Consider the following 24627-nt stretch of genomic DNA (forward strand, 5'->3'; position numbering starts at 1 on the left):
CCCTATCTACTAAAGACATAGTTGACAAGGCGTCGCCCGGCGTTACCATCTACTAAACCCTTAGTAGGCGGTTGCGATGAAGATATCCCTTACTGATCGCGAAGCCGATGTCATGCAGGTGCTATGGGAGCATGGCCCCTCGGTGGTGGCCGAGGTGCGCGAGCGGCTCACCGACCAGCTGGCCTATACCACCGTGCTGACGGTACTCCGCACGCTGGAAGCCAAGGGCTATGTGGCGCATGACGAGGAAGGCCGCGGCCATCGGTACTTCGCCAGCATCAAGCAACAGGCGGCGCGCAAGAATGCCCTGGCCCACCTGACCAACAAGTTGTTCAAGGGCTCCACCGAACTGCTTTTCTCGCAGCTGGTGTCCGACCAGAAACTGACACCCGATCAGCTCAAGCGCATGCGCAAGCTGCTGGCGGAACGATCCGACGAGGAGAAGCCGTGATGCTTGCCTGGATGATCTACGTGATCGTTGTCACCATCGCGCTGAGCGTGGCCGCGCTGGTTGCCGAACATGCGGCGCGGCGACGGCAATCGCCGGGGCGATGGGTCTGGGCGGCGGCCCTGCTCGCGTCGCTGTTGCTACCGACCATCATGGCCTCGGTATCGGTGCAGGTGCCTGATCTCATGAAGCCGGCCACGCCCTCGATACCCGTGGTGCTGCGCAATGCCACCTCCGTGCCGTTGCCGGCCGCGATCATCGATCTTGGCTCGGACGATGCACCGCTCCTGCCTGGTCACACCCATGCGCTATGGCCCCGGCTGTGGGCGGCTTCCTCTGCCGTACTCCTGGCGGCGCTCTGCCTCAGCGCCGTGATGCTGCATCGGCGAAAGCGCCGTTGGAAGCAGGCGAAGCTTGGCGGCAAGCCCGTCCTTGTCACCCCTGATGTCGGGCCCGCGGTCGTCGGCCTGTTGCGTCCGAAGATTGTCGTGCCGATCTGGCTGATGCAAGCGCCGGTTGCGCAGCAGCAGTGGGTGATGGCGCACGAGCAATCGCATCTGGATGCACACGACCCGCAGCTGCTCACCCTGGCGCTCTGCCTGCTTGTCGTCATGCCGTGGAATGTTCCGCTGTGGTGGCAACTGCTGCGGCTGCGCCGCGCCATCGAGGTGGATTGCGATGCTCGCGTGCTGCGTGGCGGCGGCAACATCAAGGCGTACTGCGAAACCCTGATCGATGTGGGACAGAACCAGTCGGCCTATCTGGGCGCGGTGACGGCCATGTCGGAATCCAAGTCGTTTCTCGAACAAAGGATAAGCATCATGTTGCTCAAGCCAACGAAGTGGACGCGCGCATTGGCGACGGCCCTGGTTTGCCTGTCGATAGGCATGGTTGCGTTTGCCGCGCAGGTAAGTCCGCCCAACGCCGCCAGCCCCGCCATCGCTCATGTCGGGCCACTTGCCGGCTATGCAGGCAACTACAAACTCAATGACCTGTCGGTCGTGAAGGTCACGCCGGACGGCACGCAGTTGTCCGTACAGCTGAGCGGCCAGTCGCCAGTGGCGTTCATCCCCATCGGCAACGCGACCTTTGCCGCCAAGGTGGTCAACGCGCAGATCAGTTTCGTCGCGGAAGCCCAAGGCCAGGCCACGGCCCTGGTGCTTCACCAGAATGGCCGCGACATCACCGCGTCGCGCGTCAGTGACGTGGTGGCCAACCAGATCTCGGCGGCCCTGGCTGCGCGGGTCAGTGCGCAGCAGCCCTTCCCCGGCAGCGACAAGGCACTCCATCGCCTGCTGAGCGAACAGGACGACGCCACCGGCATGTCGCCCGCACTGGCGCAGGCGCGGCACGAACAGAAACCCCAGCGTGAGATATACCTCGCCAAACTGGGGCCCATGACCTCCTACGAATTTGCTGGCGTCACCAATCAGGGCTGGGACAAATACATCGTCCGCCATGAACACGGCACGGAAGAAGTGCTCTTCATGATCGACTCGACGGGAACGATCGTGAGTGCGTCACGGCATCCCTGAATCCACGACCGAACAAAGACGTCCAACGGCACCAGGCGCCGGTGCTCCACCCGATACGATCACCGTGGTTCAAGGAGAACGCATGGATAACCGGAAAAAATATTGGTTTCCTGCCAAGACCTACGGCTGGGGCTGGGGCCTTCCCAGCGCCTGGCAGGGCTGGCTGGTCTTCGCAGGTTATATTGCAGCCCTGGCCGTGCTCGGCAACGTGTTCCCGCCCAAGAACGAACACGCCGCATTCGTCATTGGCGCTGGCGTGCTCACCCTCTTGCTCCTGGCCATCTGCTGGCTCAAGGGCGAGCCACCCAGGTGGCGCTCGGGCGGTAGAAGCTAGTCCAACGTTCATGTCCACAAGCACGTGGCTCTTGAGGAAAGGAATCTCTCTTATGAAACGCCGCTTTCCGACATGGTGGGGACTGATCTGGCGTCTGCTTATTGCAGCGGCGGCGGTGATGTTGTTGATGCATCCTGAACTTCAGGGCATTGCGCCAATCCTCGACCTGCTTGGATCCTTGGGTCTTGATGGCGCGCTACTGCTTGTTGAACTCCAATGCGCCGTATGGCTTGCTCCCGTGTTCAACCAATGGGTCGTTCCTTGCCTGACCCGGCTATGGAACCGTCATGGCGCGCCACGCCTCGGCATGCCGCCGAGCGACAATGTTCTGGTGGACGCATCGCTCAGCGCATTCCACGCTTTCCTGTGTCGTGGTGGACAGGCAGGCCTGGCCTTGTATCTGGTGTATATCGCATTGAGCTATCACTTCACCGTGACCGCGGGGCATCCCCTGGCCTAACCGGGTGACAGGGTCACAAGCATGGAAGATCAGCCAATGCAGCAACGTACGCCTGGCGCGACCATCGACATCGCCGCACTCCGGCGCGCAGGGCGGGAAGCGGTCGTAACGATGCTGGCCGCCATCGGCACCCTGTGGTGTGCGTTGGCGCTGGATCCCGAGCCGGGCCCGGCGGTATTGGCGGTGGTGCTGTGCCTGTCGCTTTCGCGCAGCCACCTCGATCGCGATCGCCAGGGCAGGATCGAGGCGGCCGTGGCGCTGCCAGCGGTGGCGCTGGTTGCGGTGGGTGTCGGCCTGCTGTTGCAATCGGCACCATGGATCGGCGCTGCCGTCTTTACCGGCGGCATGTTCCTCTCGATCTGGCTGCGCCGGTTTGGCTCCATGGCGAGTCGGGCCGGCTCGCTGATCGCCCTGCCCTTTGTTGCGCTGCTCAGCACGCCTTACATCCCCTCGACGAAGGTCAGCCATATGCTGGCCGTGTGGATACCGGTCATCGTCGCCTTGCTGGCACTGCTATGGGTCAGTGCCTTGCATGCGCTGGCCCGTCGCCTGAATTTTCTGGCGCCGTCGCAAACGCCCGTTCGCCCACCGCCATCCACCGTGACGATGCCCGCGCCTCCCCGCGATGGCGCCCTGCGCCCGGTGGCATCCACCCGCATGGCGATCCAGATGGCGGTCGCGCTCGCCGTGTCCTTCGTGGTCGGCTACGCCTTCTTCGCCGAGCGCTGGGCGTGGATCGTACTCACCGCCTTCATCGTCAACAGCGGCAATCGCGGGCGGCTGGATGTGGCCTACAAGAGCGTGCTGCGCGTGCTCGGCGCCGCGAGCGGCACGCTGGCCGCCCTGGTGCTCAGTGCCCACCTTGGGTCCCATGACACGGCAACGGCAGTGATGATTCTGCTCGTGGTCTTTCTGGGTGTATGGCTGCGGCCGATCAGTTATGCCTGGTGGGCGCTGTTCGTCACCATCGCCCTGGCGTTGCTGCAGGGCTTTGCCGGTACGCCGGCACTGCACATGCTTTGGCCGCGCCTGGAGGAAATCGCCATCGGCGCCATCATCGGTGTCGCCAGCGCGTGGTTCGTGTTGCCGGTAAGGTCTACCGGCGTGCTGCGCCGGCGCCTTGCCGATGCCCTGGCCGCGCTTGCCGAAGCGCTCGACCCGGCCACGCCGCATCGAACGCCCGATGCGTTCATCGCGGCCATCGCTGGCCTGGAACAGGTACGCCCTGCCTTCCACGCGAGCCGCTTCGTGACGCGACGCTTCCGTGCAGCGCAGCCGGCGGATTGGGTGGACACGCTGGTGGCATGCCGCGCCCCCGCTGTCGCACTGATCGAAAAGGGCGAAATGCCAGGCGGGGTACGCCGTGCGGTGGGGGCGGCGCGCAAGGCGATGCGCGATCCTGCGGACATGTTGCCGGCCCTGCAAGCGTTGCATCGCTCACTGCATGAGCCACCCCCTTGCGATAGGACCGAACCCGCTCAAGCCAAGGCCCCTCCCCTCTAGCCCTGGCCGGCACCGGTGGTGTTAAGTTGCGGGTTTACCCACTCGCTTGCCGGAGCTTTGCCCCATGTCCCGTGTCCCTTCCGCTGGTTCGCAGGTTGTCACGCTTCGTACGTTTTCACGCCTTGCGATAGCCATAGCGACAGCGCTTGCGGCCGGCACCGCGTTCGCCCAGGAAACGCGTGCCGCCGAGGTGCCGCCACCGCAGGACGCGCCCTACGTTGGCACGGTGAATATTCATGTCGACGCCAGCGACACCGCGCAAGGCATCTTCCGCGTCCATGAAACCATCCCGGTGAAGCCGGGCGCACTGACCCTGCTGTACCCGCAGTGGATTCCCGGCGATCACTCGCCGACCGGCCCCATCGCGATGCTCGCCGGCCTCAAGCTCACCGCCAACGGCCAGCCGCTGATGTGGAAGCGCGACAAGTACGACGTGTACGCGTTTCATCTCGACGTGCCCGCAGGCGTCTCCTCGATCGATGCCGACTTCCAGTACCTGTCGGGCCGTACCGACAGCGAAGGCTTCGAGATCACCGACCGCATGATGGACATGGAATGGAGCAAGGTGTCGCTGTACCCGGCTGGCTATTTTTCGCGCGGCATCACCTTCGCACCCAGCGTCACCTTCGCACACGGCTGGCAGTTCGGCACCGCGCTGGAGACGGCTTCGCAATCGGGTGACACCGTCACCTTCAAGCCAGTGACGTACAACAACCTGGTCGATTCGCCGATCTACGCCGGCCTGTACTTCAAGCGGGTGGATCTCAATCCGGGCGGCAAGACGCCGGTGCACCTGGACATCGTCGCCGACGAGCCCAAGTACCTGGAGATGACACCCGAGCAGCTGACGGTGCATCGCGCCCTGGTCACCCAGGCGGAAAAACTGTTCGGCTCGCACCACTACGACCACTATGACTTCCTGTTCTCGCTGTCGGAGCAGTTGGGCGGCAACGGTACCGAGCATCACCAGTCCAGCGAGGACGGCCTCGGCACCGACTACTTCACCGGATGGAAGGACGCCGCGCCCGACCGCGACCTGCTGGCCCACGAGTACACGCATTCGTGGAACGGCAAGTTCCGCCGCCCGGCCGACCTGTGGACGCCCAACTTCAACGTACCGATGGGCGATTCGCTGCTGTGGGTCTACGAAGGCCAGACGCAGTACTGGGGCTTCGTGCTGACCGCGCGCGCCGGCATGTGGTCGCCACAGGAATTCCTCGATGCGCTGGCGATGGTGGCGGCCAACTACGACCGCAACCGCGTGGGCTTCCAGTGGCGCACGCTCGAAGACACCACCAACGACCCGACCGCGGCCCGCCGTTCGAGCCTGCCGTACCGCAGCTGGCAGATGAGCGAGGACTACTACAGCGGCGGCCAGATGATGTGGCTGGAAGTGGACGCCAAACTGCGCGCGCTGACCCACGACCAGAAATCGCTGGACGATTTCGCCCGCGCGTTCTTCGGCGTCGACAACGGCAGCTATGTCACCAAGACCTATACCTTCGACGACGTGGTGGCGGCACTGAATGGCGTGGCCCCGTTCGACTGGGCCAGCTTCCTGCACCAGCGCGTCGGCACGCTCAACCCGCCGCTGGAAAACGGCATTGCCGCCACCGGCTGGAAGCTGGTCTATACCGACCAGGAAAGCGCCTACGAAAAGCAGTACAACAGCCGGTCCGAACCGTCCCGCCATCTGTACAACTTCGCCTGGTCCATCGGCCTGACCATGAACGACAAGGGTCAGGTCAACGACGTGCGCTGGAACGGCCCGGCGTTCAAGGCCGGCGTCAGCACCGGCGCCACCCTGGTGGCGGTGAACGGCCAGACCTATTCGAACGATGTGCTGAAGAGCGCCATCGCGGCAGCCAAGGACAGCAAGGCACCGATCCAGCTGCTGCTGCAGTACCAGGGCAGCTACCGCACGGTGCCGGTGGACTACCACGACGGCCTGCAGTACCCGCACCTGGTGCGCGTGAACGGCACGCCCGATTACCTGAGCGAGATCATCGCGCCGCGCAAGTAATCTGCCGATATGTAGACGAAGCAAGGCGCAGGTGGTCAGCACCTGCGCTTTTTTCGGGCAGCCGATCCCGCTTCGCGAAAGCCATTGGGCATGCTGACGCACTAGCAGCAAAGGGGCTTTCTGCTTGGCCCCTGGTCGCCGGCGAAACCAAACACGCCGCGCTAAGCAGCGTGCCCTATCGGCTGTACGACGACGAAGGCACCAGGCCAATAGCTGCCAGGCGCCTCATGTCTCAAGCTCGACATGAGGCTTCGTATTGGGATAGATCTGCTCCACGGTAAGCTCTTTGCGCTGCTCAAGCGTGGGCCAGTCGAAGGCATTTACCGGCTGGCTGCGATTGACCCATAGCGCGTAGTACAGATGATCGGCGCGAGGGTCCACGGTATTGGGGTGGATCAATATCGTCAGCCCAAGGCTGTTGAGCTGCAGCCAGGGAACCACCTTCGGAAAAAGGTCGGTGGTGAAGCCGAAGTAGAACGACGGCGTGGTGTGCGGCCCACGCGGTTCGGTATTCCAGTCGCCCAGTTCGACCAGGAAGCGTTCCGCGGACCATCGCCGAATCAGCGCGGCCTTTTCGTAGCTGTCCTCGTCGAAATAAATGTGCGCGTGATAGCTCTTGATATCGGTGTATGCCCGCGGCTTGGCAGGGAGCCGGCTTTCGCCGGGCCGCACGCCCGCCGGTCTTGGTGTGGGCTGCTTGTAGGTGTCGTATCCCCATGGGCTTTCGCCAGGCTTGTGAGGCGGCTCCGCGAAGTTCTTGCCCGCATCGGGAATGCCCGTAGGCGCCTTGGCGTCTGCAGCAAGGACGGGACCAGCCAGGCCGGCCAACGCGAAGGCACCTACCGCAAGCCCTGTGTCACGCATCAACTGCCGCCGCGCGGGCGACAGCAGATCGGCCCATTGGCGATCCACCGCTTCGTCCACGGGCGGTGTGTCGACCGTATTCTTGTCGGCAGGGGATGTCGTGATGTTCTTCATGGGGAGTCCTGTGATGGGTAGCGCAAGCGACGCGCGGTGTTCGCCGTCTCTTGCGGCCCGCGTGGGTCGATACATAGGTTCGGCCATAGAAATAACCGCAATGCGACGAATGGGAAGATTCGCGCAGATGAGCATTTCGCATATCGGTAGAACGCCTGGTTATATGCCAATCGGGGCGCTTGATGGTGACATCGTGTTTGGACATCCAGGCGTCTGGCTGCGGTACTCTTGGTCCATGCAAGGGGAGGTTTCTAGCATTGACTGAGCGCAAGACGTGGCTGCCGTTGGCCATGGGGCAGCGGTGGCTCACCCTGGCGCTGGTGGCGGCGACGCTGCTTGGTGTCGCCGTTGGCTGGGCATGCCATCGCTCGCTGGCACCCGAGCAGACGATTGCCGTCGCGGCACGCCTCGCCCTTGTCACCGAGGCGTTTCTGCGGCTGATCAAGATGATCGTGGCGCCGCTGGTGTTCGCCTCGCTGGTCTCGGCGATTACGCGCATGGGCGGCGTGTCGGAGATCGGGCGTGTCGGCATCAAGGCATTGGCATGGTTCATCGCCGCCTCCTGGGTGTCGCTCACGGTTGGCCTGTTGATGGCGCATGGGCTGCAGCCGGGAGCGGCCCTGCACGCCATGCCCGGCTTTGCGCAAATCCCCGCAGGGGTTTCCAGTGGCGCCGATGGGCCGCGCCCTGCCCTCGCGGATTTCATGGCGCACCTGGTCCCGCGCTCGATCGTCGAGGCAATGGCCGGCAACGAGATGCTGCAGCTGGTGGTGGTTTCGCTGTTCATAGGCACGGCGGCGGCCTCGCTGAAGGAGCAGGCAGCACGGTTCGTCGAGCTAGTCGAGCAGCTGGCGGCCGTCATGTTCAGGGTGACCGACTATGTGATGAAGGCGGCGCCGCTGGCAGTGTTCGCCGCCCTGGCCAGCTCGATCGCTGTCCACGGCATCGGCATGCTGGGAACCTACGCGCGTTTCGTGGCGGGGTTCTATCTCTCCCTTGGCGTACTGTGGTTGCTGCTGATCGCGGCGCTGACGCTGATCATAGGGTCGCGCAGTATTCGACTGCTTGCCGATATCCGGCAGACGCTGCTGCTGGCGTTCGCCACGTCTTCCTCCGAGGCCGCCTATCCGCGCCTGCTGGAAGAGCTGGTGGCCTTTGGCATACCGCGACGCATCGCCAGCTTCGTGCTGCCGCTCGGATACTCGTTCAATCTCGACGGGGCGATGATGTATTGCACGTTTGCCATCCTGTTCATCGCGCAGGCCTATGGCATCGATCTCACGTGGGCACAGCAGATCACGCTGTTCGGGCTGCTCATGCTCATGACCAAGGGGCTGGCCGGCGTGCCGCGGGCGGCCATAGCGGTCATCGCAGTCACACTGCCCTATTTTCATCTGCCGGAAAGCGGCATGGCACTCGTGCTGGCGGTCGACCACGTGCTGGACATGGGGCGCTCGGCGACGAATATCGTGGGCAACTCCGTGGCCGCCGCCGCGGTGGCTTCCTGGGAAGGGCAGCTTGCCACGCCTCCGCCAGAGGAGCCGTCCTGATCGACTGCCCCAGCCCCCCCGTCGCGCACTTTCCCGCCGATCACATCGAGGCCAGGCCGGGATCGCCGTCGACCGATGCACCAAACCGCACCCCGGCAACGAAGACATAACCAGACGTGCATGACGTTGTTGCACCTGCGCACGATCTTCTAGCAGGTCTTTAACGATACCTATGGTTGCCTACGCACCGAGTACGCCAACACAGTGAGTTTTCCATGTCCGACGTGCCCACGACTTCCATCGGGGATTGGAGTAAACGAGTTCTTGCGACGATCGATGCCTGCATTCATCCAGGCAAGGCGATGGACGTCGCCACGATTGCCCAGGCGCTTTCGCCGGCCTCCACCTGGCAGGGCTGCCCCCGCACGGCGGATCTTTCGCCAAACGGCACCTTGCCGGCCTATCGGCGCATGCCGCTCGGTGTCGATGGACCGGGCCCGTACGAAGCCTTGTTGATCCTGTGGCCGCCGGGTCATGCCACCCCGGTCCACGACCATCAGGGTTTGTGGGGGCTGGAGTACGTGCTCGACGGCGTGCTCGAGGTGGAGTCCTTCGTGCTGACGCCCGAGCCGGCCATTCACTTGGAACCTCGGAGTACATTGATCGCGGGCGTCGGCGACTATCTGGTATTTTCCGATGCGGACTATGCGCATCGTTGCCGCAACCTGTCCAAGAACCGCCCCGCCCTCAGCCTGCATGTCTACGGCGGCAGCCTCGACTGGTACCGAAGCTTCCATGCCGAAGGCGAGGGATGGTCGTGGCAACTGCACCAGTCCATTCGTAACGAACTGCCCGCGTAGTCGCGGATTCTGGCGATGCACCGACATGCCGGCATTTCCCGCCCACGCGGCGGGCTATCGCAAGCGATACCGGCTCGGTGATATCCCGAACTGTTTTTTGAAGGCCGCGCTGAAGGAGGCCAGGCTCAGATAGCCGCATTCGAGCGCGGTGCGGGCCACACTGTCGCCGGCGCAGAGGAGCGTGACGGAATGGATCAGCCGCGCCTTCTGTCGCCAGCCTTCAATAGTGAGGCCCGTTTCCTGCGGAAATAGTCGTTGCAAGGTGCGCAAGCTGGCACCGACATCTTTTGCCAGCTGGGGCAATTCTTGGTTCTCGCCCGGCGCATTCAGCAGCATTTGAGCAAGCTTCAGGGCCCTGGCGGTGCGCGGAAGCGGCAGCATCATGTCTTCGCTTCGAGCCTCCAGCAATAGATCGACAAGCAGGCCGGCGAGGCGCTCGTGTGCCGGCTGCGTCGGCGCCAGCATCCCGATCTTCAGGATATGCAGGATCAACTCGCGAAGCAGGGGCACTACTTCCAAAGCGACCGGTGTCACAGGCAACGATGCAGCGCGGTGTGCGCTGATGTAAATCGTGCGAAGCGCGACGTCGCCCTGCATCTTGATGCCATGTTGGATACCCGCCGGCAACCATATGGCCCGCGTGGTCGGGACAAGCCAGGTGGCATCCCCGGTTATTACCTGCATGACACCGGTAGCCGCAAAGATAAGCTGCCCCCAGGCATGACGATGCTCTTGTAACCACGTACCGGCGTGAAAGGTCGCCGCCAGCGTGCGGATATCCAAGCCGTCGGCATCGCCAATCAATCGAAGACCCCCGGGTCGTACTGCATCGCGCCAACGAGATTGCCTTCGGTGTCTTCGAAATAGATGAGTTCACCCACGCCATCGATGCGGTACGGCGGCATGACGATCTTCCCCCCGCCCGCTTCGATGGCGGCGATCGTCGCCTTGAGATCGACTACGCCAAAGCTTGCCTCATATCCCACCATGCGCACGCCAGGGACGATGTCCCGGCGCTCCTGAAGCGCCCCCAGCAATCCGGTGCCAGCGTCCTTCACCTGATAAAAGCCCGGTGGTCCCCATGGCTGGAAGCGCCAGCCAAAGACTCCCTCGTAAAAGATCTTTGCGCGGCCGACGTCGTCGGCATTGATGGCGAAGTGGCGAAAAATGGCAGGCATGTGGCATACCTCTTCAAGTCAGATCGACATCCAGCATATCTGCGCCAATAATGGCGTGCATTCGAAAATATGACAGAAACGCACCGCCACGCGCCACGATGTATGACCCTCCGGCGATTTGGAACACCAGGCAATGGAATATCTGTTTCCGCGACCCGGGGCGAACCTCGTCCACGATCGACGTTTGCAGGGTGCTACTGGGAAATCACAGCCACGATGCAGCTGCAATTTCGCGAAGCGCGTTTGCAAGACCTCTGGCGAGACTCGCATGGTGACGAGCCCGTGCATCCTTATGTCGCGAACGGCCGGATAAGAAGTTGGGAGTGTGTAGATGATGCCCGGGTTGTGGGCCACTGCGCGGGCGATGCGCAGACCGGGGAGATACTGGGGCTCTCGGTGCTTCCCGCCTACCAAGCCAAGGGGATTGCAAGGAAGCTTCTCTCCTTGGTCGTCGACTGGCTGCGATCTGCAGGTGCCGAGCGGATCTGGCTCGCCGCTCCCTTCGATCCGGCGCAGCGCGCTCATGGCTTCTATCGCGCCTTGGGATGGGAGCCGACCGGCGAACCAGCTACCGAAGGGTCGCAGATTCTGGAACTTCGCAATGCCCGCTTCCGCCCTAAAATACACGTCCCGCAATGACTTGGAAGAGACAGGGAAGTGAGCATTCCACCGCCGGCTTTGGCAGTATCGATCGCGCTATCCACCTTGGCGACATCCCGGATCCTTGAGCCGATCTGGCTACCTAATGGCATTGCCTCGTGTTGCGCGCTGCTGCTGGCCGCGCTTGGCACAGCCCTCGATGTGAGCGCCAAGGGGTTATTCGTGCGCCAAGGGACCACGGTAAATCCGATGACACCTGGTTCTACGACGGTGATCGTGCGCGCGGGGGCTTACCGATGGAGCAGAAATCCCATGTATCTCGGCCGGGTCATGCAGCTCTTCGCATTGGCCATATACCTGGGCAATCTGCCGGGCCTGCTGGGCGCCCTCCTTTTCGCAATCTACCTGGACCGCGTCCAGATCCCGGCAGAGGAGCAGGCTCTGACAGAGCGCTTCTCCGGTGACTACTTGAACTACAGGTCCGGAGTGCGCCGATGGCTTTGATCGCAGAAACTACCGATGCCCGCATTCCCCCCACGCGCCCATTTCCCATCGTCCCTGGTCGACACGCGCCCGCCCATGGCGCTGGCTACCCGCCAACCCCGTTCCGATGAAGGAAGTCACGCATCCGCTCGGCAATCTCGGCGTGGTGAGTCTCCAAAGCGAAATGCCCCGTATCGAGAAAATGGATCTCGGCGAGCGGCAAGTCGCGCCTGTAGGCCTCAGCGCCCGGCGGAATGAAGAACGGATCATTCTTGCCCCATACCGCCAACAGCGGCGGGCGATGTTCACGGAAGTAGCGCTGGAAGGCTGGATACAACGCCACATTGGTACGGTAGCTCAACACGAGATCCAGCTGGATGTCCTGCGCGCCGGGGCGGTGCATGTAAAAAGTGTCGAGCGTGTAGCCATCGGGTGATACGAGTCCCGCCGGCGCACCGTGCTGATACTGGAAGCGGATGGCTTCATCCGTCAGCGAGGCGCGGCATATCTCGCGATTCTGCGGCGACGGATCACGCCAATAGGTTTGCCACGGGCCCCAATCCTTGCTCAGGCCCTCTTCGTAGGCATTGCCATTCTGCGTGATGATCGCGCTCACCCGTTCCGGATGCCTCATCGCAAGCCTCAGTCCGGTCGGCGCACCATAGTCGAAGATGTACAAGGCATAGCGCGCCAGGCCCAGCGCGTCGACGAATCCGCCGATCACTTCGGCAAGTTTGTCGAAGCTGTAGTCGAAGGAGCCTCGCGGCGGCGCCTTGGTGTTGCCAAAACCCGGCAGATCCGGCGCTATCACGCGATAGCGATCCGCAAGCGCGGGCATCAGGTCCCGAAACATATGGCCCGATGTCGGAAAGCCGTGAAGCAGAAGCAACACCGGCGCATCCGCCGGACCGGCTTCGCGATAGAACACCGTGACATCACCTACCTGCTGGGTGCCAAATCGTACGGACATGTCGTTCACCTTGCCTCGCGGCGTTGCCTGGCTCTGTGCTTTGGGAAACTTCTGCGGAGCATCGTCCGCCCCGGCGGCAGCGGCCACCAACCCCAGCCCGGCCGCCGCCAAAAACGACCGTCGATTGAAACCGTCACGCATGGACATCTCTGCCGCCTCCGTCAGTTCACCGAGGCCAGCATAGATAGTTTCCAATTGAGCAATAAGTGAGCCATGATGCAACAAATCATTTCATGAAGTGAAAGCATGGATCGTCTGGACGCTATGCAGATCTTCGTCGCCGTGGTGGAGCAGCGTTCGCTGGCCGCCGCCGCGCGTGTTCTCGGCAAGTCGCCGGCCACGGTGACGCGCGCCATAGCGCTACTGGAAGGCCGACTGGGAGAACGCCTGCTGCATCGAAGCGCGCGAACCCTGAAGCTGACCGAGAGCGGCGAGCGGCACCTTGCGGTCTATCGCACGGTTCTGGCGGAGCTGGAGGAAGCAGAGACACCCTCCGATATCGAAGGCCGCGTCGAAGGAACGCTGACCATCACCGCACCGGAACTGTTTGGCCGGCTCAAGGTGATGCCGGTCGTCGAGAGCTTTCTCGCGGCGCATCCCGGGGTACGCATGCGTGTGCTTCTGTTGAATCGCCTGGTCAACCTGGTCGATGAAGGCGTGGATGCCGCGGTGCGCATTGCCCGGCTGGCCGATTCCAGCGTCAAGGCCGTCGGCATTGGCGAACTCAGGAAAATGCTTTGCGCATCGCCCGCCTATATCGACAGGTTCGGCGCCCCGGTACACCCGGAAGATCTCCAGCGTTACGCCTGCATCGGCGCCGATGGTCATGACCAGGAGCTATGGCGCTTCGTCGATCGCTGCTTGCCGCGAAGCAAACCCTTTTCCATTGCCGTCCAGCCGCGCCTGATGCTCAACAGCGCGGGCGCCGCGGTTGATGCAGCGATGCGTGGCAGTGGCATCTGCCAGGCGTTGAGCTACCAGATCGTCGACGCTGTAGTCGAAGGGCGCCTGGTGCCCGTGCTGCCAAACTTTGAACCGAAGACCATTCCGGCCCAGCTGGTGTTCCACGCCATCCCTCGACACAACGCGGCGTTGCGCGCGTTCATCGATCACGCCGTGCCGCTGCTGCGACAGGCGTTATCGGATATAGGCCACCGAATGCCTCCCGGCCGCGGGTGACCGGTATCGTTCTTTCGATGCCATGAAGGAAGACCGATGGCAGACACGCCAGGCCAACCAACCCTGGCCCAAATGGTCTGATTTCTGTCCTTTACGCCAAATGCCGCAGCCCGCAGACTTCGGGCATGAAACCTATGGCATCGACACGGGAACGGACGGTTGCACTGATCCTCTTTGAGGGGTTTCAGGCGCTCGATGTGTTTGGCCCGCTGGATGCGTTCGATGCTGCCAATGGGTTGGTGCCGGGCAGTTATCGGTTGCAGCTGTGGAGCCTGGATGGCGAAATAGTGCGGGCCGAGAACGGTACGCGGGTGGTGGCGGATCGCAGCGTGCACAGCAATCTTCGGCCGGACACGCTGATCATCCCGGGAGGTTGCGGCGCGCGGTCGCTGCAGTTGTCCGATACACAGCGCAAAGCCCTGCTTGCCATCGCCCGCCACAGTCGCCGGCTGGTCAGTGTCTGCACGGGCGCGTTCCTGGCAGCGGAACTGGCGAACGGCCCACTGCGCATCGCCACCCATTGGAAGTACGCCAACGAGTTGCGCAAGCGCTTCCCGCAGCTTCATGTCGATGCGGATGTGCTGTATGTGCACGACGGCAACCTATGGTCGTCGGCGGGCATTGCTGCAGGCATCGATCTGGCGTTGAAGCTGATTGCCGACGACCTGGGCGAGGCAGTGTCCATCGCCTGTGCGCGGCAGCTGGTGGTGCACTACCGGCGGGCCGGCGATCAGGCACAGTTTTCCGAACCCCTGCAGTTGCAGCAACGCACCGCCGGTGAATTTGGTGGCCTGCTGGCGTGGATGCTGGCCAACCCGCGGTCGGACCTTTCGGTAACGGCCTTGGCCGAACGCACAGGCATGAGCCAGCGCAATCTCACGCGGCGCTTCACGCAGACCTTTGGCGAGCCGCCGGCGAAATTCGTCGAACGCATGCGGCTGGACCATGCGCGCACCTTGCTGATGCAAGGCCTGCGTATCGATGCCATCGCCCGCGCCGCGGGATACCAAAGCGCCGATGCGTTCCGCCGCGCGTTCGAACGACGCTTTTCTGTTTCACCCAGCGCTTATTGCCAGCGCTTTGGTCCCACACCCCCTGCCCCGGCAGGATCAACCCGGCGGCAACAGGCATGAAGCTTATCTCCACGCCATAGCGCGTACCTCCGCGTTTCGTAAATCCATCCACTTATCCCGCCGCACGAACCGCCATCGACCGGGTTCGGGCCCGACCGCGGCCGGGCGCCAATCCACCAAGGAATATGTGACATGGTCAAGCCAACGTTTCTACAGCTCGCCCTGCTTGTCATCGCGGCCGCCGCACTGCCGGTGGTGGTATTTGCCGATGGCCCAACAACCGGCGCGCATGAACCCACCTATACGGCAGACGGCAAACTGATTCCGCCTGCCGACTATCGCGAGTGGGTGTTCTTGAGCTCCGGCCTGGATATGAGCTACAACGAAAAAGCCAACGCCTCGCCCGACCCCGTGTTCGACAATGTCTTCGTCAACCCGGAGGCCTACCGCGTATTTCTCCAAACCGGTACGTGGCCGGACAAGACGCAGTTCGTGCTGGAGGTTCGCGGATCATCGGCCAAAGGCTCGATCAATCATCGCGGCCACTTCCAAAGCGGCGACGTCAAAGGCATGGAGATGCATGTGAAGGACAAGGCGCGTTTCGACGGTGGCTGGGCATTCTTCGATATCGAGGACGGCGCCCCCGCCTCGAAAATTCCGACAACGGCAGCCTGCTACGCATGCCATCGCGATCACGGCGCAGTGGACACTACCTTCACGCAGTTCTACCCCACCTTGCTGCCTATCGCCAGGAAACAAGCCACGCTCAGCGAGGCCTATCTCAGGGACGAGGCGGAGCTTGCCAAGACCGTGCATTGATTCCTTGCCGCCAACGACCATCGCCCCGCGGGTGAAAAACCCCGAACAATTGAGCGCCGATGCCAGAACGATTGCACAGTAACGCCGCAGTTCATGCGTACGATACCAAGGGCGCCCTTAGCCGCCGTAGACGTTACGCAGAAATCCATCCCTAGCGACGACTTTTCCAAATGACTTCGCCGCCCATGTCGATAAGCCAGGTTTCCATATCGTCGGTCATATGCTTGTTCCTGATCTGCATCCCATGTTCCCGGCGCCAGCTCTGAAGCGGTCGGCTCATCTGTCGGTTTGCGAAACTCGCCAGGCTAGAACGGCGGCCAGAACTTCTCCACCCAGCGATTGCCGAATATTTCTCGCCCTGTAAGGCGAGGAACTACCCCGCACAGCTGGAGCGGAGAAGTTAATTTCCTCGGCGAGCCAGGTCAGATAGTCATGCCCTTCACATTCGTAGAAACCGGCTTCGTTCGTATCAAGCCCAATGAGGACGCCGTACCCAACAGCGCCATGTTCACAGGCGACGTCTAGCAGCAAGGCGCTGGCGTCCCGAAGCAGAAACCCCCGTTGGGGTTCTGGTCTAGGAATCAAATGCCTGCTGTGGTGAGAATTACTTGGCAAAAAACTGCCCTGCTCACCTTGCGATAGCGCGGCGGACTCGTCATTCAACGAATTGAAGAAGAATTTCCTCGTGGGTGCTCACGATGCGCGAATAAACTCCGCACAAGCTGGAGAAGGCGACCTTAGCGGGCCTCTTCACAAATAGCCCTGGCGCCCCACTCCTGATTGGCTTCAACTATTGCGCCATCGAGTGAAAATCAAGATCGGGGTCGTCATAGTCGGTGCTAAGCGCGCCGCCATGCTTGTCGACTCGGATGGAAAACAGACGCGGCCAAGTATGCGGGTCACCAGCGCAAGTGGCATCATGCCTTTCGTGGACATCGAATACCCAGCGGTCGACGTCAACATCGCCGTCAAGGATATCCATACACTTGAGCGGCACGGATGAAAGCGGGTGTTTGCCAAGTGCCGCAAAGATCAAGTCGCGTGCCTGATCCCTGCCAATCGCAGCGGAAGATGAATTGGCGTGGATCGCTGGCTCTGGCAACTGCGCTGTGAGAAACAGTACCCGTAGCGTGCTCGGTGGAGTGAAGTCATCACGTTCGGCGACGAAGCGGGTGCTCGATTCCTTCTGAAGAGCCCCTGGAAAACATACCGACACCAGATCCTTGGGCGTGGCCTTGTCCAGCACCAGTGTAAAGTGCTTCACCGGCCCGCCAGGCAGCGAGTCCTTTGACGTATCCAGCTTGACATCGTACTGGGGGTCATTGGCATTGCTGGTGCGATCACTAAAGGTTTTGCGTGCCGCTTCGCTCATGCAGACCGCCTGCGCGTCGCTGGCCGACACGGGGTAGATGGCATTGACACCCCCTGCCGCCTCGTAATCCAGTGCGATGGTCAGCTCTCGGCCCGCAGGAAATGTTTACGTCCATGTACGCGTTACCTTGATTGGCGAAACCATGCCCTGCCCAGGGGCGATGGTTTTTTTGTCAGTACGCACGGCTTGCGATTTGCCATCCACCGTTACCACCAGGGCCAGTGGATTGTTGACGTCGGCGCCGTCCAGAGCGTTTTCCTGCTCCAGTGGCGCGCGGTCAAAGGCCGGCAAGTGAAAAGCCGCTTCGCGAACAATGTCGCGATCGCCTTCATTGCGAATGACGTACTCGATGTGGATATGCGTAGGCGATATCGATAAATGCTCCGCTTCGAGTGATAGACCATTGCTATCAGATAGGCTCAACCCACCCGTTGGCGTAGCTATTGAAATGTCGCTTGCAGATATGGGCGACATCATCAAGCCGAGAATCGCCGCGCTCGCCCAGGGGGCGATGCGTTTCAATAAGATCTTCATAGGTTATTGGATTCTCCGGACTTTGCAGACCAACATGATCAGGCGAACTGTCGCCTCACTTTGTCGGTGCGCATCGTATGCATGGCCCTGCATCCAAAACATAAGACGCGCCCTAAAGACGGCCGGCTCGGTGCGGTCTCAAGATGTACCATTGCCTCGACCGATCCGCTCCGATGGAACAGCGTCCGTTCGCCTCGCAGGGTTTCGCGGTCGACCTCGGCTTGCTCGTGGCTCATTCACGGGCGCAACGTCACCTGATGCAAGGTGGGTTCTTCGTGGCGTCATCATCTTCGGCGCCGGCTCAACATCACTCGAATCGGCAGCGCGGCGAAAGTGATTTGTTCAAAGCATCCCTGAAGACGGTCGCCTCAACCGGAGCGGTGGCATCACTGCCTGTTGGCTAATGAACCTGAGCCGGCCTGTGCCTTTGCGTTCCAAATGGTCCATCTGGGATGTACGGCTGGCTATCGTCCGTCGGCCGCAACGCTTGTAAAACCACCGCGGAGTGGTAATAAAGTCAGGCCCTTGCCGCCGAGCCCGACCATGCATGACTTGCCACTGCTTCACCTCGCCGTTTCGGCGACTTCGCCGACCAAGGCGCGGGTGCTCCATGGCGAGAACGCCTCGGAGTTCAAGGCATTGGTGTATCGCGCACGGTTGCTCGCCCCATGAAACCAGAAGACCTGCAACGCCTGGTGACCGTCACCATGCCTTACGGCAAATACCAGGGCCGACTGATCGCCGACCTGCCCGGCGCCTATCTCGCCTGGTTTGCGCGCAAGGGCTTTCCACCCGGTGAGCTGGGCCACTTGTTGGCATTGGCGCTTGAGCTCGATCACAACGGCCTGAAAGGGCTGCTCGACCCGCTGCGAAAGCGATAACACCGCACAGCCATGTTTTTTCGCTGGGCGCGCAGGCAGCTACCCATTTCCATGTAGGGATGTAATCCAGCCGGATACGACCCTGGATGGTCCAGGTGCGGCGCACCGTCCTCATAACGCGACACGCCGCGGGGCAATCATCGGACCCCAGCATTCCACCAACGGCCCATGACTGAGCAACTCGGCGGATCGTGTGAGCCGCAACTCATGCGATCCGCGCCACCTCACTGCATCGCTGCAAGGGTCACCCATGTAACCCCACGAGAGATGGCGTGCTTGACCGGCCGAAGGTAGCGAGGCAACTGGCAGCTGCGCATAAGCGGTTGCCGCTTTGCCACTTGCGGCTAAGCGGACAGCCCTATTGGCCATAGCCCTGTACGCACCTATGCTTACCCCGACAAAGGGGGAGCTATGGACTCGGCGAAACTGACCTTTCGGGAGTTGAACGATCGTATTGAGGCACTACCGCAGCATCCGAGCATGTCGGTGCAAGCTTCAAAGCGCACTCAATGGGGCTATTTCATCGGGTTTGCAGCCTGGGGCGCGGGGCTCCTTCTAGCCAAACTGCTTCCCCATAACCAGATCTACACCGTGGTGGTCACCGCGGTGATGTTGATCGTCGAACTCGTCGCCATGGCTGTCGCGGTGATCCCCCAGCGCCCATGGAGGCTACCCGGATTCCGCCAGGAGCGCTGCGAATACGCGGAGCAGCTGGATTTCGACATGCCTCACCATGCCGAACTCATTCAATGGCTGCGGACATTTCCCAGAGAGCAACTCGAAGCGATGGGGGAATACGCCGCCCATCGCCATGAGCGCCTCAAAGACAAACTACCGTTGCTCACTGGAAGCCTGGAAAAGCTGGGCGCGCTTCCCATCGTGATCGCCCTCTACATCCAGTTCAAAGACCTCCATTGGCCACCGCAACCGAGCTGGGCTGAGATAATCCTGGGGGCTGCGCTTGTACTCTGCTATTGGTCGAGCCTGCTGCAAGTTAGCGTCCGCTTTCGCGTAGCGCTTTACGAAACCCTGCTTAGAAAGGCAGCGGACGCGCCCGACATCTGCACCAGCGACCACGGTCGCTGCAACTAGCGATGCCACCAGGTGGAGGCCACGTTGGGCTCTCCACCGGAAGAGGCCATGCTTCGGCTGTCACGAGCCCAGATAGTTCTTTAGCCAGATGCCTTTCAAGTACTTGAGTGCCTGCATATAAACATTGTCGTTATTGTTGTGCTGTATGCAAATGGGCAGTATCCATACCGAGTTCGAGCCCTGGGGAACGATCGATGCGTGGGTTCCGCCAATGACATGGCCACCCACCAGCGAGTTCCCGCAGTTGAAGCCGTTGGATTGGTAGGATGTGCAAACGACGGGATACGTGCCGAACTGATTCGCCCATAGCTGTATCCATGACAGGCCGGCGATCTTTGGATCATTGGTACTGCCAATGACGTTGGCGAAAGCCTCTCCATAAGTGAGCGTGACTTCGCCGCCAAACACCGAATCCACGGTGAAAATTTCGTCCTGGGGGCCATACTGGCGCCCCGGCTCATGGAAACCCAGAAATTTCCCGCCTCGATACACCGTGAGGAACTGCTGGTGCTCCTCGGCCGACATCTCGGGCGGATCCTTGCGAACCTGCACGATCAGTTGGGGTACTTTTTTCAATGCGTCAATCAACCTGTCACTGACGGTTCTCACGATGCCCCTGAAGACATCCCGAAGCCCCGGCGTCAGCGTTGTCAGGTAGTTCCAATGCGGGTTGGCCGCCAGTTCATCGCTCACGAAGCCACCGCCAGCGCTCCGTTGGCGGCAATACTCCGTCGTTCCCTGGGGCACCGTGGTGAGACACATGGACCCCGCGGAATCGAAATCGGTACCGCAGACCGTAATGACACGTCGATCCGGCTCATAGGTGTATTCGAAGCTGAATTGGCCAAGCAGCCGGCGCCCCTCGAAAGAGGAAATCACGCCGAGATCGACAAAATCCGAGCGGGCGACATTGGTGCCCTCGTCCAGCTTGAACGCGACCGTGTGCTCGCTATCGGACAACGATACGAATTCGTTGCGATAGGGGTTTGGCAGCGAGAAACTAACCTTGACACTCAGCATATGACCTCCATCGAATCACGCCGAAGAACCCATGGCCAAACCAGCAGCGCCGAGCAGTCGCCTGCCCATTGATGCGCGCGGCACTCGGTATCTCGGTCGGCTGTTCGGCTTATTCAGGCTCGAATGGCTGTAGCGAACCAAAGCGCTACAGCAGGTAGGCGCGTTCGCCGGCCTTGCCGGCCAGCGAACGCTCAATGCCCGACGGGCTTACTTCGATGGCGGAACGTAGTTGTACTCAACCACGGTGTACGAATAGTCATAAGACTGGTGCTCTACGCTTCCGCAATTCACGCTAACAAACCACGTACTGACTTCTTGCGATGAGAACACGTACTGAAAGGTCGTTACCGGCACATTGAGCACGGGCATCACGGATATCATGCCGATCACGGTGCCGAAGTTCTGCGTTACCGTGCTTTTCTTCACCTGCGCCTGGACGTCACCCATCTCGGTGGTGAGGTAAGTAAGCAAGGGCGTCACATCGCCGCCCAATCCACCAAGAATAGCGGAGAAGAAATCGCCGGTAATGCTGACCGCCGTGCCGGACCCTTCCTCGGAGTATTGGTTTACCGTGGTTTGGCCCATGCCTTCAATGGCATTCATTGCCGTGGTCATCGCGCTCTGGTTCAAGAGGTACAGGCCGTTGACGACCTCCTGGCCGCTGGTCTTCTTTACCTCCGCCTTGATGGTTGAAGACAACGCAAGTGCGGCCTCGAATGCCGCCGTGACGGCAGCCGTTACCGTTGCCGGCCAATCATTCTCCAGATAGGCAAACAGGAAGTCCGAACCCGGGGCATTCAGCCACTTTCCCTTTTCAGTCAAGATCACGTTGTAGCTGGCGGGGCTTCGACGAAGTTCGACGGCGCGGGCGCGACGCTGACGACGCACCAGAATATTCTGATCGCTCATGAGTTCTCCTATGGCCGTTGGCACGGCCGATCCGGCCACGAGATCGTGGTCAAGTGAGGACGGTGAACCGTCCAAGCGCATCTCAAGCAGCCGCCTGGTACGGACATGAAATGGGTGTCAGCTATGCGTCGGATGCGACTGGACGCAACCGACCGTATCGACGGCGGTGATCTTCTAAGTCATGGCGAGCCCTCCCTGGAGAAAACCTACAGGCAAGCGAAACGCGTCGAGCAGACGTCGGCGATGCTCATCCAAGGCGCCCACACCCGTTGCAGCCACAGGGGCCGATAAGCCATCTGCGTCACCGATGCAGTGCTCGCTGAAAGAGGCAACGCCTGGATGGCCTGGCATCAACGACCGGCCGGGAGAATTTGCCCGTGAACCCGTGATCCGCCGCTCAGATTTTATTGGCACGCAATCATTTACTAACATCGGGGATTTGTTCCCCGTGCAATTGCAAGCACGCCACTCAAAGGCCTGATAGACGCCTACATCGACATGGACGCAATGCAGGTTTGAAAGGCTGATGGCCCAGCGTGACATGGTTATCGGCTCACGCCAGGCTTCACTCAGCCTCCGGCAGCCGTCAGGAAATCGCCGTGACTTGATGTAAGAAGCCGAAAGACCCATGCCAACCCAAAAAGCGACAACGACGCACATCGATAGCCGATAATTGAGCATGGGCGACTCGCCTTGTGAAAGGATTGCATGTGGCATGGCACCGCAATTCCTCAGCGAGCTTGCGCCAGTGATCACCGCGCACTCAAGCACAAAACATTTCGTGTCATTCAAGCTTATTGCGTGTGGCGCAACGCCCCAGGAAAACGCAATTGGTCTATTAGCCTGTTCGGTACGCGCGGTTCCCCACTGTTGCCGTCGACTTCCGCTAGACACGGATTCGATGAGCATCGATTCGCTGTAAAGCGCTTTCAATCTCCAGTGAAGTCTAGGAGAGACGGAATGACGGAGACACGGGGGGAGCGCCTTCGCACTGCGATGCGAGCGCGCGGATTAACCAAGTTGAGCGCGATGGCCTCGGCGGTCGGCGTCACCGAGAGTGCCATCAGCCGCTGGTGCCACGATGGCGCCATGACCCTTGAGAACGTGATGCTGCTGTGCGAGGTCCTGGATATCTCGACCGATTGGCTCTTGCTTGGTCGCGGCCACATGGAGCTTCACCAGTCCGCTGTTACCCCCATCCATCCACAGATCGCCCTTGCCGTCTCCAAAATGAAGCCCCACGTCCGCGAGCATCTTTCGTTGTTCCTCACCACGGTGCAGGCAGATGTGCGTTAGCGATGGAGCTTCGTGTTCCGCAAGCATCCGGACATGAGCCACAAGGGGAAATGGACATCCTGACTGGACGGACGGCACTGCGAAGGGTGCTGCCGAATCAGCACTATCGTCCACCAGTGCTTGGGCAGCCCGCCATGACGGGTCATAATGCCCGGTTGCAATACGACAACCACGTGACCCCATGCATATCGGCATCGACTTCGGCACCAGCTATTCCGCTGCGGCCGCCATCATCCATGGCCAGCTGACCCTGGTGCGCTTCGGCGAGGCCGAGCAGTTCCGCACCGCGGTATTTTTCCCTGAACTGGTGCCGGACCCCAATGACTTCGAGCTGACGCCGGAGCTGGAAGCCCAGCTGGAAACGCAGCTGCGCCTGGCCCGCACCCAGCATCGCCAGGCAGCTGCCGCAGCAGCAGCGCGCGGGCAGGTGCCGGTGTCGCGTAGTGAGCAGGAGTTGCGCCAAGAGGCGTTGCGCGTGGTGCGCCGGCAATGGATGGAAGACCAGACGCGCGAGGCCACGGCCTCGGTCGCCAGCTTTCAGCATGCGCTGTTCGGCGAGGAGGCGGTGGAGGGTTATCTAGAAAGCGGTGGCGGCAACCTGATCGAGTCGCCCAAGTCGATGTTCGGCTATCGGCTGGACCCGCAGGTGCGCAAGGTGATCGTGCATATCGCCACGCATATCCTCGAACACATCCGCCTGACCGCCAGCCGGCAGTTTGGCGTGCCGGTACGTGGCGCGGTGATCGGGCGGCCGGTGGAGTTTCGCAGCTCCATGGGGGCGGCCGGTTCGCAGCAGGCGATTGAGATTCTGCGCGAGGCGGCTGCCGTGGCCGGCTTCGACCAGGTGCGCTTTCTGGAAGAACCCGCCGCGGCCGCGATGCATTATCACAAGAGCCTGGATGCCCGGCAGCACGCGCTTATCGTGGATATCGGCGGCGGCACCACCGACGTGACGCATGCGGAACTCGGCGGCGAGCAGGCGCCGTTGATTGCGCGCAACTGGGGCCTGCCCAAGGGCGGCACCGACCTGGACGTGAGCGTGAGCCTGCACAGTTTCATGCCACTGCTGGGCAAGGACATCGTGCGCGTGCCGCAGCACCAGTTCGTGGAAGCGGCCAGCGTGCACAACCTGCCCAAGCAGCGCGAGTTCCGCAAGCAGAACTATCGTCTGGTGGCCGCGCCCTATGGCCCGCGCCTGCGCGCCTTGCAGGAGCTGGGCGCCACCACTCGCCTCAACCAGATGGCCGAGCGCACCAAGATCACCTTGAGCGGTATCGCGAACTACCGTGCCGAGCTGGACTTCATTGAACCGGGCCTGGCTGCGGAAACCAGCAGCGATGATTTCGACGCAGCCATCGAAACCTTCCTGAGCCAGCTGGAGCGCACCCTCAGCAGCGTGCGCGCCGACCTCACCGCACTGCCCGCCAGCGTCTTTCTTACCGGCGGCACCTCGCGCTCACCGCACGTCAAGGCGCGCGTGCAGGCGTGCTTTCCCGAGGTTCCGCTGGTGCTGGGCGACCCCTCGCTGGGCGTGGTATCGGGGTTGGCGGTGGCGGCCAGTGAAGTCACCGCCTGAGCACCCGCCGACGT

Annotated in this window: 24 protein-coding genes and 1 pseudogene; 17 read left to right on the plus strand and 8 right to left on the minus strand. The window is 61.6% G+C overall.

The genetic code is table 11. The features are described from left to right. The first annotated feature begins 76 nt into the window (after positions 1-76). From MJ606_RS10900 to MJ606_RS10925, 6 genes are all read left to right on the plus strand, one after another. Positions 77-451, plus strand: a complete 375-nt coding sequence (locus tag MJ606_RS10900) for a BlaI/MecI/CopY family transcriptional regulator (protein ID WP_243049536.1) — start codon at positions 77-79, stop codon at positions 449-451. Next, positions 451-1983, plus strand: coding sequence for a M56 family metallopeptidase (locus MJ606_RS10905; protein WP_243049581.1), 1533 nt, complete (start codon positions 451-453; stop codon positions 1981-1983). The genes MJ606_RS10900 and MJ606_RS10905 overlap by 1 nt, the downstream gene beginning before the upstream one ends. A gap of 82 nt (positions 1984-2065) precedes the next feature. After that, complete coding sequence (locus MJ606_RS10910; protein WP_243049537.1) at positions 2066-2317, plus strand: hypothetical protein; 252 nt, start codon at positions 2066-2068, stop codon at positions 2315-2317. A 52-nt stretch (positions 2318-2369) separates the two neighbouring features. Then, complete coding sequence (locus tag MJ606_RS10915) at positions 2370-2777, plus strand: hypothetical protein (RefSeq protein WP_243049538.1); 408 nt, start codon at positions 2370-2372, stop codon at positions 2775-2777. Positions 2778-2798: 21 nt separating this feature from the next. After that, the gene (locus tag MJ606_RS10920) at positions 2799-4280 is read left to right on the plus strand and encodes an FUSC family protein (protein WP_243049539.1); all 1482 of its coding nucleotides are present in this window, start codon (positions 2799-2801) and stop codon (positions 4278-4280) included. A 64-nt stretch (positions 4281-4344) separates the two neighbouring features. Further along, positions 4345-6303: a peptidase M61 gene (locus tag MJ606_RS10925; protein WP_243049540.1), complete on the plus strand. Its 1959-nt coding sequence runs from the start codon at positions 4345-4347 to the stop codon at positions 6301-6303. A 225-nt stretch (positions 6304-6528) separates the two neighbouring features. Here the strand turns inward: MJ606_RS10925 and MJ606_RS10930 are convergent, their stop codons facing one another. Next, the gene (locus MJ606_RS10930; protein ID WP_343214814.1) at positions 6529-7281 is read right to left on the minus strand and encodes a DOPA 4,5-dioxygenase family protein; all 753 of its coding nucleotides are present in this window, start codon (positions 7279-7281) and stop codon (positions 6529-6531) included. A 197-nt stretch (positions 7282-7478) separates the two neighbouring features. Here MJ606_RS10930 and MJ606_RS10935 point away from each other — a divergent pair, with 197 nt between their 5' ends. Then, positions 7479-8831 (plus strand): dicarboxylate/amino acid:cation symporter, encoded by a 1353-nt coding sequence (locus MJ606_RS10935; RefSeq protein ID WP_243049541.1) that lies wholly within the window; start codon positions 7479-7481, stop codon positions 8829-8831. A 215-nt stretch (positions 8832-9046) separates the two neighbouring features. Beyond that, on the plus strand, positions 9047-9631 hold the full coding sequence (locus tag MJ606_RS10940) for a cysteine dioxygenase family protein (protein WP_243049542.1): 585 nt from the start codon (positions 9047-9049) through the stop codon (positions 9629-9631). Between the two features lie 54 nt (positions 9632-9685). Here MJ606_RS10940 and MJ606_RS10945 read toward each other — a convergent pair whose 3' ends face one another. Then, the gene (locus MJ606_RS10945) at positions 9686-10435 is read right to left on the minus strand and encodes a helix-turn-helix transcriptional regulator (RefSeq protein ID WP_243049543.1); all 750 of its coding nucleotides are present in this window, start codon (positions 10433-10435) and stop codon (positions 9686-9688) included. Next, positions 10432-10809, minus strand: a complete 378-nt coding sequence (locus MJ606_RS10950; protein ID WP_243049544.1) for a VOC family protein — start codon at positions 10807-10809, stop codon at positions 10432-10434. Before MJ606_RS10950 ends, MJ606_RS10945 begins: the two co-directional genes overlap by 4 nt. A gap of 216 nt (positions 10810-11025) precedes the next feature. On the opposite strand from MJ606_RS10950, the gene MJ606_RS10955 reads away from it, so the two are divergent. Beyond that, positions 11026-11448, plus strand: coding sequence for a GNAT family N-acetyltransferase (locus tag MJ606_RS10955; RefSeq protein ID WP_243049545.1), 423 nt, complete (start codon positions 11026-11028; stop codon positions 11446-11448). A gap of 18 nt (positions 11449-11466) precedes the next feature. Next, on the plus strand, positions 11467-11913 hold the full coding sequence (locus tag MJ606_RS10960; protein ID WP_243049546.1) for an isoprenylcysteine carboxylmethyltransferase family protein: 447 nt from the start codon (positions 11467-11469) through the stop codon (positions 11911-11913). A gap of 85 nt (positions 11914-11998) precedes the next feature. On the opposite strand, the gene MJ606_RS10965 is transcribed toward MJ606_RS10960, so the two are convergent. Continuing rightward, a complete protein-coding gene (locus tag MJ606_RS10965; RefSeq protein ID WP_243049583.1) occupies positions 11999-12862 on the minus strand; it encodes an alpha/beta hydrolase in 864 nt (287 codons plus the stop codon). Between the two features lie 264 nt (positions 12863-13126). Between MJ606_RS10965 and MJ606_RS10970 the strand changes: the two genes are divergently transcribed. From MJ606_RS10970 to MJ606_RS10980, 3 genes are all read left to right on the plus strand, one after another. Next, the gene (locus MJ606_RS10970) at positions 13127-14041 is read left to right on the plus strand and encodes a LysR family transcriptional regulator (protein ID WP_243049547.1); all 915 of its coding nucleotides are present in this window, start codon (positions 13127-13129) and stop codon (positions 14039-14041) included. A gap of 125 nt (positions 14042-14166) precedes the next feature. Next, positions 14167-15174 carry a helix-turn-helix domain-containing protein gene (locus MJ606_RS10975; protein ID WP_243049548.1) on the plus strand — a complete coding sequence of 336 codons (1008 nt, stop codon included), beginning with the start codon at positions 14167-14169 and terminating at the stop codon, positions 15172-15174. A 132-nt stretch (positions 15175-15306) separates the two neighbouring features. Then, complete coding sequence (locus MJ606_RS10980) at positions 15307-15933, plus strand: cytochrome P460 family protein (protein ID WP_243049549.1); 627 nt, start codon at positions 15307-15309, stop codon at positions 15931-15933. A 790-nt stretch (positions 15934-16723) separates the two neighbouring features. Here the strand turns inward: MJ606_RS10980 and MJ606_RS10985 are convergent. After that, a pseudogene (locus MJ606_RS10985) lies at positions 16724-17398 on the minus strand (DUF4424 family protein); the annotation flags it as partial. Between the two features lie 12 nt (positions 17399-17410). Further along, positions 17411-17839 carry a DUF4424 family protein gene (locus MJ606_RS10990; RefSeq protein ID WP_243049550.1) on the minus strand — a complete coding sequence of 143 codons (429 nt, stop codon included), beginning with the start codon at positions 17837-17839 and terminating at the stop codon, positions 17411-17413. A gap of 668 nt (positions 17840-18507) precedes the next feature. Between MJ606_RS10990 and MJ606_RS10995 the strand changes: the two genes are divergently transcribed. Then, positions 18508-18720, plus strand: a complete 213-nt coding sequence (locus MJ606_RS10995) for a DUF3820 family protein (protein WP_243049551.1) — start codon at positions 18508-18510, stop codon at positions 18718-18720. Between the two features lie 411 nt (positions 18721-19131). Further along, on the plus strand, positions 19132-19812 hold the full coding sequence (locus MJ606_RS11000) for a hypothetical protein (protein ID WP_243049552.1): 681 nt from the start codon (positions 19132-19134) through the stop codon (positions 19810-19812). Positions 19813-19872: 60 nt separating this feature from the next. Here MJ606_RS11000 and MJ606_RS11005 read toward each other — a convergent pair whose 3' ends face one another. After that, positions 19873-20832 carry a hypothetical protein gene (locus MJ606_RS11005; protein ID WP_243049553.1) on the minus strand — a complete coding sequence of 320 codons (960 nt, stop codon included), beginning with the start codon at positions 20830-20832 and terminating at the stop codon, positions 19873-19875. Between the two features lie 207 nt (positions 20833-21039). Further along, the gene (locus MJ606_RS11010) at positions 21040-21741 is read right to left on the minus strand and encodes a hypothetical protein (protein WP_243049554.1); all 702 of its coding nucleotides are present in this window, start codon (positions 21739-21741) and stop codon (positions 21040-21042) included. A gap of 960 nt (positions 21742-22701) precedes the next feature. Between MJ606_RS11010 and MJ606_RS11015 the strand changes: the two genes are divergently transcribed. Next, entirely contained in the window at positions 22702-23037 is a 336-nt protein-coding gene (locus MJ606_RS11015; protein ID WP_279236775.1) for a helix-turn-helix transcriptional regulator, read from the plus strand. 181 nt (positions 23038-23218) lie between these two features. Continuing rightward, complete coding sequence (locus tag MJ606_RS11020; protein WP_243049555.1) at positions 23219-24613, plus strand: Hsp70 family protein; 1395 nt, start codon at positions 23219-23221, stop codon at positions 24611-24613. Positions 24614-24627: the final 14 nt, after the last annotated feature.

Source organism: Dyella sp. RRB7 (assembly GCF_022761115.1).
Taxonomy (GTDB): Bacteria; Pseudomonadota; Gammaproteobacteria; order Xanthomonadales; family Rhodanobacteraceae; genus Dyella.